At 58.2% G+C, this 15,239-nt stretch carries 11 protein-coding genes and 7 pseudogenes; 7 read left to right on the forward strand and 11 right to left on the reverse strand.

Annotated elements, in window-relative coordinates; all coding sequences use genetic code 11:
* The first annotated feature begins 65 nt into the window (after positions 1-65).
* The 3 genes and pseudogenes from SOPEG_RS03245 (at position 66) to SOPEG_RS03255 (ending at position 1,815) form a co-directional block, all read left to right on the forward strand.
* Complete coding sequence (locus tag SOPEG_RS03245; protein ID WP_025244282.1) at positions 66-614, forward strand: leucine-rich repeat domain-containing protein; 549 nt, start codon at positions 66-68, stop codon at positions 612-614.
* A 222-nt stretch (positions 615-836) separates the two neighbouring features.
* Positions 837-1,205: a diacylglycerol kinase gene (locus tag SOPEG_RS03250; protein WP_025244283.1), complete on the forward strand. Its 369-nt coding sequence runs from the start codon at positions 837-839 to the stop codon at positions 1,203-1,205.
* A gap of 30 nt (positions 1,206-1,235) precedes the next feature.
* Positions 1,236-1,815: pseudogene (locus SOPEG_RS03255) on the forward strand (P-loop NTPase family protein).
* 359 nt (positions 1,816-2,174) lie between these two features.
* Here SOPEG_RS03255 and panS read toward each other — a convergent pair.
* Positions 2,175-3,110 carry a ketopantoate/pantoate/pantothenate transporter PanS gene (gene panS, locus SOPEG_RS03260; protein WP_025244284.1) on the reverse strand — a complete coding sequence of 312 codons (936 nt, stop codon included), beginning with the start codon at positions 3,108-3,110 and terminating at the stop codon, positions 2,175-2,177.
* 329 nt (positions 3,111-3,439) lie between these two features.
* Here panS and SOPEG_RS23940 point away from each other — a divergent pair.
* Positions 3,440-3,772, forward strand: a pseudogene (locus tag SOPEG_RS23940) (antibiotic biosynthesis monooxygenase family protein).
* On the opposite strand, the pseudogene SOPEG_RS03265 reads toward SOPEG_RS23940, so the two are convergent.
* Together SOPEG_RS03265 and SOPEG_RS03270 are read right to left on the reverse strand one after the other, a co-directional pair.
* A pseudogene (locus SOPEG_RS03265) lies at positions 3,711-4,302 on the reverse strand (ABC transporter permease). The pseudogenes SOPEG_RS23940 and SOPEG_RS03265 sit on opposite strands and share 62 nt — an antisense overlap.
* Before the next feature lie 33 nt (positions 4,303-4,335).
* Positions 4,336-5,241, reverse strand: a complete 906-nt coding sequence (locus tag SOPEG_RS03270; protein WP_038468147.1) for an extracellular solute-binding protein — start codon at positions 5,239-5,241, stop codon at positions 4,336-4,338.
* Positions 5,242-5,796: 555 nt separating this feature from the next.
* Here SOPEG_RS03270 and SOPEG_RS30355 point away from each other — a divergent pair.
* Together SOPEG_RS30355 and SOPEG_RS29115 are read left to right on the forward strand one after the other, a co-directional pair.
* Positions 5,797-5,928 (forward strand): hypothetical protein, encoded by a 132-nt coding sequence (locus SOPEG_RS30355; protein ID WP_257720368.1) that lies wholly within the window; start codon positions 5,797-5,799, stop codon positions 5,926-5,928.
* 9 nt (positions 5,929-5,937) lie between these two features.
* Entirely contained in the window at positions 5,938-6,057 is a 120-nt protein-coding gene (locus SOPEG_RS29115; RefSeq protein WP_236851603.1) for a YdgH/BhsA/McbA family protein, read from the forward strand.
* 285 nt (positions 6,058-6,342) lie between these two features.
* Here SOPEG_RS29115 and arnT read toward each other — a convergent pair whose 3' ends face one another.
* From arnT to SOPEG_RS03300, 5 genes and pseudogenes are all read right to left on the reverse strand, one after another.
* Positions 6,343-8,139 (reverse strand): lipid IV(A) 4-amino-4-deoxy-L-arabinosyltransferase, encoded by a 1,797-nt coding sequence (gene arnT / locus SOPEG_RS03280; protein ID WP_081742913.1) that lies wholly within the window; start codon positions 8,137-8,139, stop codon positions 6,343-6,345.
* Positions 8,136-9,082, reverse strand: a pseudogene (locus SOPEG_RS03285) (glycosyltransferase). The gene arnT and the pseudogene SOPEG_RS03285 overlap by 4 nt, the downstream one beginning before the upstream one ends.
* 748 nt (positions 9,083-9,830) lie before the next feature.
* A complete protein-coding gene (locus SOPEG_RS03290) occupies positions 9,831-10,325 on the reverse strand; it encodes a cupin domain-containing protein (protein ID WP_025244286.1) in 495 nt (164 codons plus the stop codon).
* A 44-nt stretch (positions 10,326-10,369) separates the two neighbouring features.
* On the reverse strand, positions 10,370-10,804 hold the full coding sequence (locus SOPEG_RS03295; RefSeq protein ID WP_025244287.1) for a DoxX family protein: 435 nt from the start codon (positions 10,802-10,804) through the stop codon (positions 10,370-10,372).
* A gap of 135 nt (positions 10,805-10,939) precedes the next feature.
* Positions 10,940-11,443, reverse strand: coding sequence for a DUF1003 domain-containing protein (locus tag SOPEG_RS03300; RefSeq protein ID WP_025244288.1), 504 nt, complete (start codon positions 11,441-11,443; stop codon positions 10,940-10,942).
* Positions 11,444-11,700: 257 nt separating this feature from the next.
* Between SOPEG_RS03300 and SOPEG_RS03305 the strand changes: the two genes are divergently transcribed.
* On the forward strand, positions 11,701-12,342 hold the full coding sequence (locus SOPEG_RS03305) for an O-methyltransferase (RefSeq protein ID WP_025244289.1): 642 nt from the start codon (positions 11,701-11,703) through the stop codon (positions 12,340-12,342).
* 27 nt (positions 12,343-12,369) lie between these two features.
* Here the strand turns inward: SOPEG_RS03305 and SOPEG_RS03310 are convergent.
* The 3 pseudogenes from SOPEG_RS03310 to livM all read right to left on the reverse strand — a co-directional run bounded on the left by SOPEG_RS03310 (position 12,370) and on the right by livM (position 15,213).
* Positions 12,370-13,086: pseudogene (locus SOPEG_RS03310) on the reverse strand (ABC transporter ATP-binding protein).
* Positions 13,083-13,960, reverse strand: a pseudogene (locus SOPEG_RS03315) (ABC transporter ATP-binding protein). The pseudogenes SOPEG_RS03310 and SOPEG_RS03315 overlap by 4 nt, the downstream one beginning before the upstream one ends.
* Positions 13,957-15,213, reverse strand: a pseudogene (gene livM, locus SOPEG_RS03320) (high-affinity branched-chain amino acid ABC transporter permease LivM). The pseudogenes SOPEG_RS03315 and livM overlap by 4 nt, the downstream one beginning before the upstream one ends.
* Positions 15,214-15,239: the final 26 nt, after the last annotated feature.

Genomic DNA, 15,239 nt, shown 5'->3' on the forward strand with positions numbered 1-15,239 from the left:
TGAAACGAATGTAGTGATCAGAGCCGCCAGTCACCTAAAAGTTCGATTTATTCAACAAAGCCACCTTGAGCGCCAATTTCAATGACCTTCAGTCGTTGCCGAATATGTTGCATACCGCCATTGCCACATTGCCCATCAGCAACAATTGGCTGGATCAGCTTGACGACGCGCTACCGAAAGACATCCTGTTCCTCGACGCGAGTTTCAACCAATTAACGCGTCTGCCGGACACCCTTGGCGAAAAGCAACCCAGACTGATGTTTCTTAATCTGAGCAATAATTCGCTGACCTTATTGCCGACTTGCCTGCCAGCGGGACTGACCCAAATTTATCTTGGCCATAATCAGCTTACCGCGTTGCCCCCTTGTCTGCCCGAGACGCTGGTTTATCTCCAGGTAAGAAATAATTTATTGCGCACGCTGCCGGCCAGCCTGCCTGAAGGTCTCGCGCGGTTGCAGGCGGAGAACAATCAGCTGGTCTCCCTACCGGAAACATTACCCGCCAGTTTAACTCACCTCAGTCTGACCAATAATCAACTTACCGCATTGCCAAAAACGCTGCTGACGGGCCTGGCGTATCTCAACATAGATAATAATCCGCTGCCCTCTTTTTAGGTCGTGTTGCCTAAACCCAATCGCCGTTGGCGGTTGTGCTTCATGCTAGTTGGCGCGCACGCGTCGGTTACTGGCACCGGCCCTGGCATACGGCGCGCGTTATCTGTTATCATAAAGCGCACTAGCCGGCCCTCATCTTTTCATCGCCCTGCCGGTAAACCGTCGTTCTGCCGCCAGCGCCGTTTTGCCTGAGGCGACATGACGCCGCTATCACGGAGCATTATGAACAAGAAACATACCGGCCTGATGCGCCTGTCGCGAGCCACTGTCTATTCGGTCCAGGGCATTCGCGCCGCCTGGCGCCATGAGGAGGCCTGTCGTCAGGAAATCGTCCTCGGCGCACTCGCCATTGCCGTCGCCTGCTGGCTGGATATTGATGCCATCAGCCGGTTATTATTAATCCTTCCCGTCATCTTGGTGGCGGTGGTGGAATTGCTTAATAGCGCCATCGAAGCGCTAATCGATCGGGTGAGTCCAGAACGGCATCCGCTGGCCGGACGCGCAAAAGATATGGGATCAGCTGCAGTCTTGATGGCGATCGTGCTGGCCGCGACCAGCTGGCTTACCCTGTTATGGCACCATTATGGCTGATTTTGCGGCCTGGCGCGTCAGGAGCGACGGATGAAAATTAATGTTGTCGGCACCAGCGGCAGCGGCAAATCCACCTTTTCCCGCCGTCTGGCGGCGCAGCTGGCGATCCCGTATATAGAAATGGACGCGCTGTTCTGGCAACCGAATTGGACCCCAAGCAGCGATGCTGCGTTTTTTTGCCCGCCTGGAACCGGCTTTGGCGCAGGCGCATTGGGTGCTGGACGGCAACTATCATCGCAGTTGCGGGATAAAATGGCGGCAGGCGCAGATGATAGTTTGGCTGGATTACAGCCTGACGCGCACCCTGTGGCAGGCCACCGCCCGCGCCTGGCGCCGCAGTTGGCGGCAGCAGGAGATTTGGCACGGTACCGGCAACCGGGTAAGTTTTCGGCGATCCTTTCTTAGCCGCGAATCCGTGGTGCTTTGGACGCTAAAAGCCTACCGCAGCAACCGCCGGCGCTACCTGGCGATTCAGCAAGGCCCACGCTATCGGCACGTGCAGTTTGTACCGTTGCGCTCACCGCGCCAAGCGGAGCGCTTTTTAAGTCAGCTGACCGCCAGCGTGAGCGGCCAGCCCTTGAGCGCCGCCGGCGGCGAGACCAGCCAATAGGACAGCGGCGGCGTCAGCGGCAAGGCAAACGGCGTGATGAGCCGCCCCGCAGCCAGCGCCCTTGCGACAAACGCCCGGCGCGCCGGCCTGGCCTTGTTGTCCACCGCTTTGGCCTATGTGCGGTTTTCAATTACAGGCGCGTGCCGGCACGCTGGATTTGATGCTAGTCACCTTTACTCCTTCCGGTCAGCGCCACTCTGCTTAGGGTGGGGGTGCTGCATGAGCGGTTACCGGGCACGGCGCTGGCGGGCATGGTCAACATCCTGCTGGTCCTGTTAGATCGACGGCCGGCAGGCATATTGGCCCGAGGAGGAGGGCAACGGCCCCGACCTGACAACACCGGACGGGGACCGGAACGGCTAGCCCAGTTTTTCAGGAACGGCGGTATCCCGCTTGGGGATGGGGCGTCCCGACCAGTAGCCCGCTAGCACCGAGCCAGACAGGTTGTGCCACACCGAGAACAGCGCGCCGGGCAATGCCGCCAGCGGCGTGAAATAGATCTTGCCCAGTGTCTCCGCCAGGCCCGAGTTCTGCATGCCGACTTCCATGGCCAGGGTACGGCAGGAGGTTTCGTCAAAACCGAACAGCCGGCCGCCCCAATACCCCGCCAGCAGTCCGATGCCGTTATGCAGGATCACCGCCACAATAACGATAAGACCCACCGAGCCGATAAAACTCTGGCTGCCCGCCACTACCGCGCTGATGATCAATAAGATACACACCATTGAGAAGGCCGGTAAAAACGGCTCGACCTTTTTGACCGTGGCGGTAAACAGATGATGGATCACCAGTCCAGCGAAAATCGGTATTACCACGATCTGTAGAATGCTCATCAGCATGCCCGCCACGTCCACCTTGATGTGCGTGTCGACATAGAGGCGCGTAAGCAGCGGCGTGGCGAAAACCCCCACCAGCGTCGACACGGCGGAGATAGTGACCGACAGCGCCACATCCCCCTTCGCTAGATAAATCATGACATTGGATGCGGTGCCGCTGGCGACCAAGATCATCCCCGCAGATAAATCCGGCGGCATACGAAAGAGCCAGGCCAAGACCCAGGCCGCCAGCGGCATGACCAAATAATGCAGGAAGGTGGCGGCGGCCACCGGCGCAGGGCGGGACAGTACGCGTTTAAAATCTGCGAAGCGCAGGGTCACGCCCATGGCGAACATGATAAGCATCAACAGCGTGCTCACCCAGGCGCCGATCGGTGTAAAACTGCCCGGCGTATAATAAGCGACGATGGACAATAAAATAGCCCACAGCGGGAACAGGCGGGTAATTTTGTTCAACATATTCGGGAGGATCCTTAATTGTTTTTTTTAATTGTCTGTGATGTTGCGGTCATGCCAGCGAAGACGCGACCCGTGCCATAGCGGCATTCGTTTTACCGTCTATTGTTACTAGTAGCAATAATTTCACGATAATTCCCCGCCCTGGCCGTTCCCGTCGCCAGCGAAAGCCGCCCTTCGCGGTCTTCATCCTTACGTCATCGCCGCCGAGGCGAAATGCAGCAGAAAATAAACGGTCAAATTAAGCGATAACCCGCGACATTTCGCTGACGGCCGAAGCAGTGATTTTAACTGGCAATACGCTGGCTTTCGGTTTCTAAAGGCGTTTTTCGATGATTGCCGTGATTTTTGAAGCACAAGCACGCCCTGACGCACAGGCGCGTTAGCTCCAGCTTGCCACTGAGCTCAAGCCGTTACTGGCAGAGATGCCGAGGTTTATCGCTATCGAACGTTTCCAGCGTCAGAATCTCCCCGGGAAAAGTCTTTCCCTTTCCTGGTGGGAAAATGAGGAGGCCGTGGCCGGTTGGCAACGTCATCGCATGCATCAGGCGGTCAGGAAGACGGGTAACGGCCGTTACGCGGCTTTTAGACAGGTAGAGAATCTCAGGCGAGCCTGCGCCATTGGCGGCCCGTCGCTAAACACCAAAGCGGGAAAGGTAGCGTAAACAGCAGCAGTAACCATATCAGGCTATAAACCGCATTGACGCCATCATTTTGCAGGTTGATATACAGCTTGATCGGTATCCCCTGCGGGAAATAGGAAAACACCAGCACGATGCCGAATTCACCGACGGCGCGCACCCAGGCGATCGCCCGCCCCGTGGCCAGACCGCGCCGACAGGATGAAATAAGGCTGCGCCCCGTAAACCTGCGCCAGCACAAAAGCCGCGGCATTGTTGGTCAGGGCCAGTCCCACCGTCGCCAGCGCTTCACCCAGAGTACTGTAGGGGCCGTAGGCCGATACCAGCAAAATACCCAGGGCCAGCCACAGCGCCAGCGGCGTGCCCAGCAATATGATGAGCGGCACGGAAACCGCGCTGAGGCCGAGCGACACCGCTACGGCATTCCAGTCGCCGTAGGCCAGATGAAACTTCCCCCACGAGGTCACGCCAATGAGGGTGATAAACGGCAGCGCCAGCAACAGCAGCGCCGGCACGCCGAACCAGCCGGCCGGCGACAACGGGCGTCGGATCATTAGCGGTTACGGATACAGCACGCCGCCTTTCAGCTAGCCATAACCGTTATCCTTCAGCAACTGTTGACCGGCCGCGCTTTGCATAAAGCTGATGAAGCGGCGCCCTGCCTGCGCATCGGGGGCATTTTTCAGCACCGCCGCATAGAACACCAGCGGCTGCGTGTGCAGCACTTTCTCTTTACCCGCCGCATCGCGCACCGGGAAGCTTACCTTGCTATACCATTGCTCGTTCATATCGGGATTACTCAGATTGATTTCGTCCGGCAGCGTGATATAGGGCAGCTTAGCGGAAATCGTCGCGCTCTCATAGCCGGAAGCCGCGTCCACCTGTCCGGCTTCCAGCCGGGTCAGCAATCCGCCTTCAGCAAACACCTGTTGCGGGTTTTGCACGTCGCCGAGGATACGGTGCGCCAAACCGGGCTGATGATAGAAATTTTCCGCCAGCAACAGCGTAAAGACGATGTTTTGCCCCTGCGGATCGCTGACCGGATCGGTGTGGCCAAAACGCAACCCGGGGCTTTGCAGCACTTTCCACCAGGGTTGCGCGTCCGCTTTGCCCTCTTTGGCGGCGGCCAGCGCCGGCGCAAATTTGCCTTTCGGATTGTAGGCTATCACCATGCGGGTACTGGCCACCGGCACGGCGCTGTCAATGAGCCCCGCCTGTTTGAGGATATCCATCGGCCCCGGCGTGATGGAAACAAAGACGTCCGCCACGACTTTTTTCGACACCAGCAGGCGCGCCATGCCGTAAGCACCCTGCCCCCGTCCTTGGTAAGTAAGGTGCTCTTTCTCGGCAAATGCCGGTCCCAGATGCTTATCCATGACCACGCCCATTGATCCCGCATAGGTCACGCGAATTTCATTCGCCGCCTGCGCCTGCAACGAGAGGAAAATGCCCAAGGTCCCTGCAAGTACCGTTTTAATTAGATGTCTTTTCATTGTCTCTGCTTATCGTTATATAAAAAGTTATATAACAATAGCGAATTTAATCCCTTGAAAGCAAGCGGTGTCCGCCGGGATCGCGACGCCTTTCGCGGTCTGAACGCCGTCTCACCTTGCGTCGGGCGATCATCATGCAATAACTCATTGATTGACGGGTCATTGCCCGCTGTTGGGATGCTGCCTACCCTTAAATTATTGTCAATCATCGCATTGTATTTCCATTCTTTCGCCAGGCGGTGTCGTGAGGTAAGCGGAGATGTCACCCGTAAGCGCATCGCCCATGCGCCTTCCGCGCTTGCCGAGCATCGACGGTACGCGCGGCGCCCGTTGAGGCGTCACGGCAGCATTCTCGCGACACGGATCACGGTCGTGATGGCGCGGGGTCGTGGAGAGACAAGGCAACAACCTTTCCGGTAGGAAACAAAGCAAAATGCACTAACGCATAAACGACAAGAAAAACGACAAACCTAGGGTCACCCGCGGTCGACGAGACCACGCCGACCGTCATGATAGGGTGGCAATTGACACTTATCCCTAATGAGAGAAACTATTATGAAAATGACATTTATTGCCGCGACGGCGCTTATTCTGGCAACCTTTTCGTTCCCCCTGCTTGCTGCGCAGGAAGTCACCTCGCCGCCGCCCGGACAGCAGCCGATGGGTACCGTTTCCGCCACGACGTAAAGCAGTAGCGTGACCGATTTACAGCAGCAGCTGGAGGCCAAGGCGGATGAGGCGAACGCCTCCTCCTATCGCATTACTTTCGCTGGCGGCACCGATACCATGAGCGGTACCGCAGAATTGTATAAATGATCCCCACGACCGGGGCGGGGGATGCTTCCCGCTCCGGTAATCCCCTCTCTCGCTGCGGCAAAACGCTCCCTCCTCGACAATCCCCCCCATACGCGGCGGCAAATACATCCCATCAGAGGCAATACCCCCCCCCGCCCGCGACGGCAGAAACCCTTATCAGCGACAATGAAACCTTATCGCCCGCTGCGGCCAGGACCTCTCATCCGCGACACTAAAGCCACCCCACCCGCGGGGGCGGTCACTCCTCATCCGGTACGGCAAAAAACAGGCCGGTGACTGCGCGCGTCATGGCCGCTGCTGATAGTGGAGCAGTGCCACGCGGTGATTACGGTGCACCATATCCGCCTTCGGCAGGCCGGGCGGCAGGTCCTGCCCGCGATCCAGCAACAGCAGCAGCGCCACGTCACCCTTATGGCGCATCCGCGCCAGCCACGCGGGAAAATCCTCCCGGCTCAGATGACGTCCCTGCGCATCGGCGTAAGTCAAACCGTAGGCTAACTCGTCTTTATCGTCATACATGACGATATCGTTGCGCTCCAGCTCCCAGGCCAGCGCCGTCGCTACGCCGACATGATTACTGAGCACATAGCGGCTTTGGTTGAGCGTGGTCTCATGACGGCGGATGAATTCCTGCGGCTGATTCCCATCAATGACGCGTTGGGGAATGATCTGCCCCACCAACAGGCTAAACAGTAGCGGACAAAGCGCCGCCAGCGCCCAACGGTCCCCCTGTGCCCGTCGCGACACCGCGGCAAAACACAGCCAACCGGCGAACGCCAGCGTACCGATGACAATGCGCGGCCACTCGCCGGTGGAGTAAATACGCGCGCACGGCAGCATACCGCTGCCCGCCAGCAACAGGGCGGCGATGGCGCCCAGCGCAAAGACGGTATTGATATTCGCGTTGGCGTTGAAGACCTTACCCCGCAGCGCGTCGGCGCACTCTCGCCCGTGGGCCGCCAGCAGCAACGCCAGCGGCGCCATACACGGCAGGATATAGGTCAGCAGTTTCCCTTTCGCCACGCTGAAGAACAGCAGCGGCATCACCACCCAGCACAGAAGCAAGAAGCGTTCCGGCTGCGTCTGGCGCGCGCACCAGACCGCGGCCAATGCGCCCGGCAGCAGCCCCAGCCAGGGCAACGACCCCAACACCAGCACCGGCAGGTAAAACCAAAGCGGGGCGCTGTGCTGGGCATTTTCCGCGGCGAAGCGCTGAATATGTTCCACCCAAAAAAAGTAGCGCCAGAAATCCGGCTCCAGTCGCGCCAGCCTCAGCGCCCAGGGCAAATTGACAAGCGCCGCCAACAGCGCTGCCAATGCGCCGTACCCTAACGTTGACTTAAACTGCCGGTAGTAAAGCGACACCGGCAGGACCGCGATAGCAGGTACCACCAGGGCGAGAAACCCCTTGGTCATAAAGCCCAGGCCGCATGCGAGGCCGAACACCAGCCAGGCGCAGAATCGCCCCGTCCGGCTGTTGGCGCGCAAGACGAAGACGTGCGCCGCCATGGCGGCGTTAAGCCAGAGGGCGAGCATCGGATCCAGCACGCTGTAGGTGCCGACGCCAAACACCAGCAGCAGCGACAGGAATATGAGCGCCGACAGCACAGACTGACGCAGTTGACGCCGCTGCGTCCACGCCAGACCGAACACCAGCAGCGCGCTTAGCCCGGTACTGAGCACCGAGGCGAATCGCACCGCAAAGTTGGTACTGCCAAACAGCCACTGACCGATGTTATTCATCCAGTATCCCGCCAGCGGTTTCTCAAAGTAGCGCAGCCCCAGTAAATGAGGCACCGTCCAGTCGCCGCTGGCCAACATTTCCCGGCTGATTTCGGCGTAGCGGGTTTCATCGGGCTGCCACAACAGCCTCCCTTCGAGCGGTACCAGATAGGTCAGCACGAAAAACACCGCCAGCAGACCCAGCCAGATCCCGGCCTTATCCCCGAAACTTCCCGGCCGGGCGCTACACAGGGAAGGATGAACGGCCGCCGGCACCGCACCGGTGGCGCAAACGCCGGGTTTTCCCCTGCGCCAGACGATGTCGCCCCGTTCCCCATCCGTCTTGTATTCGCCGCTCATGACGATATCTCGCCGAGCGCGGCCGGTGACGCGCCCACAACCTGCCGGATAACCGCACCGGGTCGATCGCGCAGGATCTGGTAGATGCGGCCGAGATACTCGCCGAGCAGCGCCAGAAGCTGTGCCCCGACGAAGGTGAAGAGAAAGGCGAAAAGCGTAAACACGCCGTCCCCGGCCCAGACCTGGCCCAGCAGCAGCATACCCAGCCCCATGCAGAATTCGGCCAGGGCGACGATACCGCCGATAACGCTAAGCAAACGCAGCGGGGCGGTAACCAGCGTCTCGGCCAGATCGCACAGACGGTGAAAGCCGCTCAGGGTTCTGCCACCTAACGTGCCGTGCTTTCGCAGCGCGTGGCTTATCTCTATATCGGTAATGCGCTCGGTCAATCTGTTCGACAGGATGGGAACGATGCCGCGCTCGCGACTTTGCAGCAGCGCCGTGACGATGGGCCGACGATAGGCGCGCAGTGCACAGCCATAGTCCGCCGTGCTTTTACCGGTGACGCGACGGATAATCCCGTTCACCGCAAAAGAGGCCAGCCGTCTCGGCGGTTGGCACGAATTGCGCCTACGATGTCATAGCCTTCGCTGGCAATGCTCACCATGCGCGGAATCTCTTCCGGCGGCGACTGCAGATCGGCGTCGAGGGTGATGATCACCTCTCCCCGCGCCTGGCTGAAGCCGGCCATGATGGCCGGGTGTTGCCCATAATTACGGTTGAGCAGCACCGCCACAAACCGACTGGCGGGCGCCTGGGCGGCGGCGCGCAACAGCGCGGAGGTGCCATCGCGGCTACCGTCATCCACCAGGATCATTTCGTAGGGCAGCCCAAGCTGGCGACAGGCGGCCTCGGTGCGCAGCAGCAGCGCCGGCAGGTTTTGTGCCTCGTTGAAAAGCGGAATGACGACCGAAACCGAGCTCAAACGCGCGACGTTAGACACCTGCCTGCTCCTGCAATGGCCAAAGGCGCCCAAAGTGCGACGCCCTATTATTTCCGTTGTCGGTCATGAGGGAAGAAAAAGACGGATAGAAGCTCACGGCAGTTACCCTATAAATATCATATTTCCGGGCACTATAAATCCTGACTCCTTAACGAAGAATAAACACCAAAAGGATCCGTTTAATATTGTACAGCGTTTATAGGGATTATTCCCGCCCTGTCGCACATAAAAATAATCCCGCACCACAAGGATATTAAAAAGGATAGTCATTGGCGGATATTGGCGATGGTAGTTCGCCAACCGCGGCCGGCGCCATGAGATATCCGCGGATTAAACGGGGTATAATGGCAATGTCATCTCGCCTATTATTGATGGAAAGCAACATTATTCTGACGTGGTGTTATTTATTACTGTAATTGAATAAAAGAGGTTTAATGATCCCGGGCCAAAACTATTTTTCACCCTCGCTGGTCGCGTTTTCCGTCTTCGTAAACATATCAATCTCCCGCCGGCGGCGTTTACTCTCTTATTCCCACGGGCGCCCCTTGCCCGCGCGGTGCGACCACGGGAGCAGTGACGCGCACGTTCACCCGTGAAGACGCTCCGGCAAGCCTATTTGCCACCGGGCGACGGGAAAACGCCCCCCTCACGGTTGCGGCTAAATTGGAAGCGCTTTGCGGCTGCGGCCAACCCTGCCGCCTGCGGCCTGACTCGGCAGGGGAACGACGCCGGGGGAGCGATGTGGACATCAAGGCCGCGGCACAGCCGGTTTGCCGTCGTGCTCGCCGAAAGGCAGGTCGGGATAATCCAACCAGCGGTCGGCGCGGCGCGCTTCATACTCGGGGTTCATGGGGTAGCGGATCCGGTTCTCCGGCTTGTCGGCCTCCCCCACCACCAGCAGCATCACATCGTCTGCGGTGTTATTAATGAAGGTATGGCAAATTCCGGTACCGGCCGGCAACCCGACCACATCACCCGGCGACAGAGGGTATAGCTCCCCGTTTAGCCAGACGTCGGGATTGCCCGCCAGGACATAGACGAATTCCTCTTCCTGGCTTTCCGCGTGGGGATAGGTGCTGCGCCGCCCGGGGGGCAAACGCTCATGGTGGATGCCGATACGCGTCAGCCCCAGCGCCCGCCCGAGCGGCGCACCGAAGCTGAAACGTTCGTTATCGCCTTCATAGGTGTCGTTGCCATCGTCTTCTAATTCTTGCCAGTGGCGGATAAAGTCGGGTCGTGTCATTGATGATACCGATGAGCTGACGACCCGAATGACGGATCGACAGACTACTGAAGTCGCGGGTTACTTACCAGCACGTAGCGGCCGGCGCCAAGCAGCATAATAATAATGCCGCCCATGAAGTATAGCGCTTCCGTTTCCAGCTTCCAGGCGCCGACCTGCGTACGGGTAAAGAAATCGGCGGTATGCACCAGCAGGGTCGCGACCACTAAATTGACGGCGTAAATCAGCGCGGCGGGACGGGTCATGAAACCAATGAGTATCATCAGTGGCGTCACGATTTCACCGATATAGGCGCCATAGGCGATGAACGCCGGCAACCCGTGCTGTGCCAGTAGGCCGCCGATCCAGCCCACGCCGTGCTGCAATTTGAACGCGCCGTGAAACAGCATGAGGATCCCGAAAGTCAGGCGCAGTAACAACTTGGCGAAGTCAGGATGGTCGGACAGCCTGGAAAAACCGTTATTCAGGGAAGCGAACATGGGAGATACCGCTCATAGGATTTACAGTAAAAAACAATCCTAACGATAAAGAGTATCAATCTCCAATCAAATTCCTTGACTAAGTTCTTCGAATAAATGCGCCGACAGCGGCGCCGATGGGGTAGGTTCGAGACATTATTGCGGACGCTGCTGACGTTTGATGTCTTCCAGTTGACGGGAAATATCCGCCAATTGCTCTTTAATCGAGGTAACGATATCGCCTTCCAGGTAATCAATTTTATCGTGCTGCGCGTACATTTCCAGATTCGATTTTACGTTAACGTTAGAGGCGATTTCCGCTCGATAGCGATCCACTTCCCCCTCCCTTTTCTGGCTCATCATAATCGCCGGCGCGGTATAGGCCGCCTGGAAGGATAAAAATAAATTCAGCAGGATAAAGGGGTACGGATCGAAGCCGCTTTTGCCCATCAGCAAGTTATAACCGGTCCAGCCAATAATGATGATGGTCTGGATAATAATAAAGGTCCAGGTCCCAATCACCGCGGTAATGGTATTGGCCATGCGCTGGCCCAAAGTCCGTGGCGCGATGGCATCTGAAGAAGGCATTAATAACGTTGCATGCTCACTGCGACTGCTCGTCCGTAATTCTTCAAGCTGTTTTTTTGATTTGGCGTCCATGGTGGCATCCCTGGTTAAATGTATTTTATTGATAATATTGATTATTATTTAAAATAAAGTATAAATGACTTCAACAAATTTGCCACTTTTCCGCCGAGGAATTGTATATATATTTGTTTCCGTTGCCTATTATGACATTAAAAATTCACAGGTTATCGGTTATTTTTCTTAAGCCAGCACGAAAACCCGCCGGCGGTTTTTTATGCAGAATTCATGGTAGAGTTGAGCCTAGGTAACCCTTTGCAGAGGTGACGGCAATGGAAAAACGCTGGTCAGATGTAGACCGTTATATCGCGGCAAAACTGATTCCTGACGATCCCGTGTTCAGCCAGACGCTGGCAGCCAACCAGCGCGCCGGGCTGCCGGCGCAGGATGTCGCCCCCAATCAGGGGAAATTTTTGCATATTGTGGCGCTGATGATTCAGGCCCGGCGCATATTGGAAATCGGCACGCTCGGCGGTTACAGCACCCTTTGGCTAGCGCGGGCGCTGCCGCCGTCAGGCCGGATTGTGACGCTTGAGGCCAACGCCCGCCATGCCGAGGTGGCGCGGGACAACCTCCGACGGGCCGGCGTCCTCGACCAGGTCGAACTGCGTACGGGTCCGGCGCTGGCCAGCCTACCGACGCTGACCGGGCCGTTCGATTTGATTTTTATTGATGCGGACAAACCCGCCAATCCCGAATACCTGGCCTGGGCCATTAAACTATCCCGCCCGGGCACGGTCATTATCGGCGACAATGTGGTGCGCGAAGGGGAACTGGTAAATGCGCACAGCAAGGATGAACGGGTCCAGGGCGTGCGGCGATTTTTTGACCGGCTTGGGGAAGATTACCGGCTTATCTCCACCGCGCTACAGACGGTGGGCAGCAAAGGTTGGGACGGTTTCAGCCTGACCTGAGTGCGCTAAGCGCTCCGCACGCGGCGCTTAGATGCCGCCCAGATAAGCTTTGCGCACCTCCTCGTTGCCGAGCAGCGCTTTGCCGGGACCGCTCATGCGAATCTGGCCGTTAACCATCACATAGCCGCGATCGGACAGCGTAAGCGCGTGATGCGCATTTTGCTCCACCAGGAAGAGGGTCATTCCGCCGGCCGCCAGCTCGCGCAAGATCTAGAAAATCTGCTTGACGATAATCGGCGCCAGCCCCAGGCTCGGTTCATCGAGCAGCAGCAGTTTGGGCCGGCTCATCAGCGCGCGGGCGATGGCCAGCATTTGCTGCTCGCCGCCGGACATCGTCATCGCGCGCTGGCCGCGTCGCTCCTTCAGCCGAGGAAACAGCTGATACATTCGCGCCAGATCCAAAGCCTGATAGCGGGTGCCGATGGAGATACTGCCCATCAATAAATTTTCCTCCACCGTCATATCGGGGAATACCCGCCGCCCCTCCGGCGACTGCGCGATGCCGTTGGCGGCCACGTAATGAGCGGATTTACAGCTGATATCTTCCCCTCGATAGAGGATCTGGCCGCCGCCGATACGAGGCTGTCCAAAGATGGACATCAACAGCGTGGATTTGCCGGCGCCGTTGGCGCCGATAAGCGCCACGGTTTCGCCTTCATCGATCCGTAGCGAAACCTTTTGCAGCACCTGGATGGGGCCATAGTTGACGTCCACCTCGCGAAATTCCCGTAAAGGTGTAGTCATAACGTCACCGCCTGTTCATCGGTGCCCAGATAGGCCGCAATAACCCGCGGGTCTTTTTGCACCTCCTGCGGCGGCCCCCGCTGGCGATGACGTCGCCGTGATCCAGCACGATAACCTGATCGGATATGTTCATCACTATGCCCATATCATGTTCAATCAACAATACGGTCATACCGTGATCATCGCGCAGCGTGCGGATAATACGGCTCAGCGCGCACGTTTCCACCGGGTTTAAGCCGGCCGCCGGTTCATCGAGGCAAATCATCTCAGGCCCGGTACACATCGCGCGGGCGATCTCCAGCCGCCGCTGCTGACCATAAGACATCTCGCCCGCCAACCGGTTGGCGCAGCTGACCAAATCCACCACCTCCAGCCAGTAAAAGGCGCGATCCAGCGCCTGGCTTTCCGCGCGGCGATAGGCTGGCGTATTTAATACCCCGGCCAACAGATTGCGGTTAATCTGCATATGCTGCGCCACCAGTAGGTTCTCCACCACCGACATCTCGCGGAACAGGCGGATATTCTGGAAGGTGCGCGCCAGACCGGCGCGATTGACCAGATGGGTGCCGCCGAACATTTTATAAAATAGCCGCCTGCCGAGCCGGGTGGAATGAAACCCGTCCGCCAAGCGCAGTCTCTCCCCCAACACCTTAATGACATTGATGCGCCGCCGCCGGGTGTTAAGCATGATCTGTCCGCCGCTGGCCCGATAGAATCCGGTCAGGCAATTGAAGACGGTGGTCTTGCCGGCGCCGTTCGGGCCGATAAGCGCGGTAATAGAGCCGCGCGCCACGTCCAGATTAACATCATTCAGCGCTTTGATGCCGCCAAATCGCATATGCAAATGCGCCACGCTCAGTATCGTTTCGCTCATGGCGCCACCCCCTTGCGCGGTGTAAACCCGCTGCGGCTGACGCGGATCAGGCCGCGCGGTCGCCAGATCATCATCAGCACCATCAGCACGCCGAACAACAGCACCCGATATTCGGCAAAGCCGCGCAGCAACTCGGGCGCGACCGTCAGTACAAAAGCGGCGATCACCACGCCGATAGTGGATCCCAACCCGCCCAGCACCACAATGGCCAGGATCAGCGCGGATTCAAAGAACGTGAACGAGGTGGGATTAACAAATCCCTGGTAGCTGGCGAAGAACACGCTGGCCAGACCGACGGTGGAGGCGCCGAGCGTAAAGGCGGACAGCTTGACCAGGACATGATTCAGCCCCATCGCGCGGCAGGCGATCTCATCTTCGCGCAGCGCTTCCCAGGCGCGGCCGATGGGCATCCGCGTCAACCGATGCTTGATATACAGGACCAACAGCACTACCAACACCAGCACCGTATAGATAAAAATAAACTTCAAATTCGGGTTATAGCTCATCCCGAAAAACTCATGAATAGGCACGCCGCCCTCCCTGGCGCGGCGGCCAAACTCCAGCCCGAAAAAGGTGGGCGACGGCACCGGGACGCCGTTAGGGCCGCCGGTAAACACCAGCCAGTTATTCAGAACCAACCTGATTATCTCGCCAAATCCCAGCGTCACGATCGCCAGATAATCACCGTGCATCCGCAGCACCGGGAAGCCGAGCAGCGCCCCCGCCGCTGCCGCCATGACGGCGGACAGCGGCAACATCGATCAGAATCCCAGCCCGAGATATTGGTATCCCAGCGCCAACCCGTAGGCGCCGATGGCGTAAAACGCCACATAACCCAAATCCAGCAGGCCGGCCAACCCCACCACGATATTCAACCCCAGACCCAGCAGGACATAAATCAGCCCCAGGATCCCCACCGTCAGCAGGTATTTGGTGGCCACGAAGGGAAACAGTATCGCCAGCAGCAGCAGCGACACTATCCAGCGCAGCCGGCTTTTCGCCTCCGGCGCGCGCACATAAACGCCATCTCTTTCCCCCTCGAAACGGGACAGCCAGCGTTTGCCCGGCGCCGTCTGCCAAAAAAGACTCAGCAACAGCCGCCCGACCACCACGGTCAATACCATTACCGCCAGGCGTAGGCCGTGAAAATCGAAGCGATAACCGTTCAATACCACGCCGACCATCGGGCCGAAAATGATAAGCGCGATTAAACCCGCCAACGCCACCTCCTTCAAAGCGTCCTTTAGCGCCATGTCGCGTTTTCCCGTCGTCGTTGTCA

Source organism: Candidatus Sodalis pierantonius str. SOPE (genome assembly GCF_000517405.1).
GTDB classification, from domain to species: domain Bacteria; phylum Pseudomonadota; class Gammaproteobacteria; order Enterobacterales; family Enterobacteriaceae; genus Sodalis_C; species Sodalis_C pierantonii.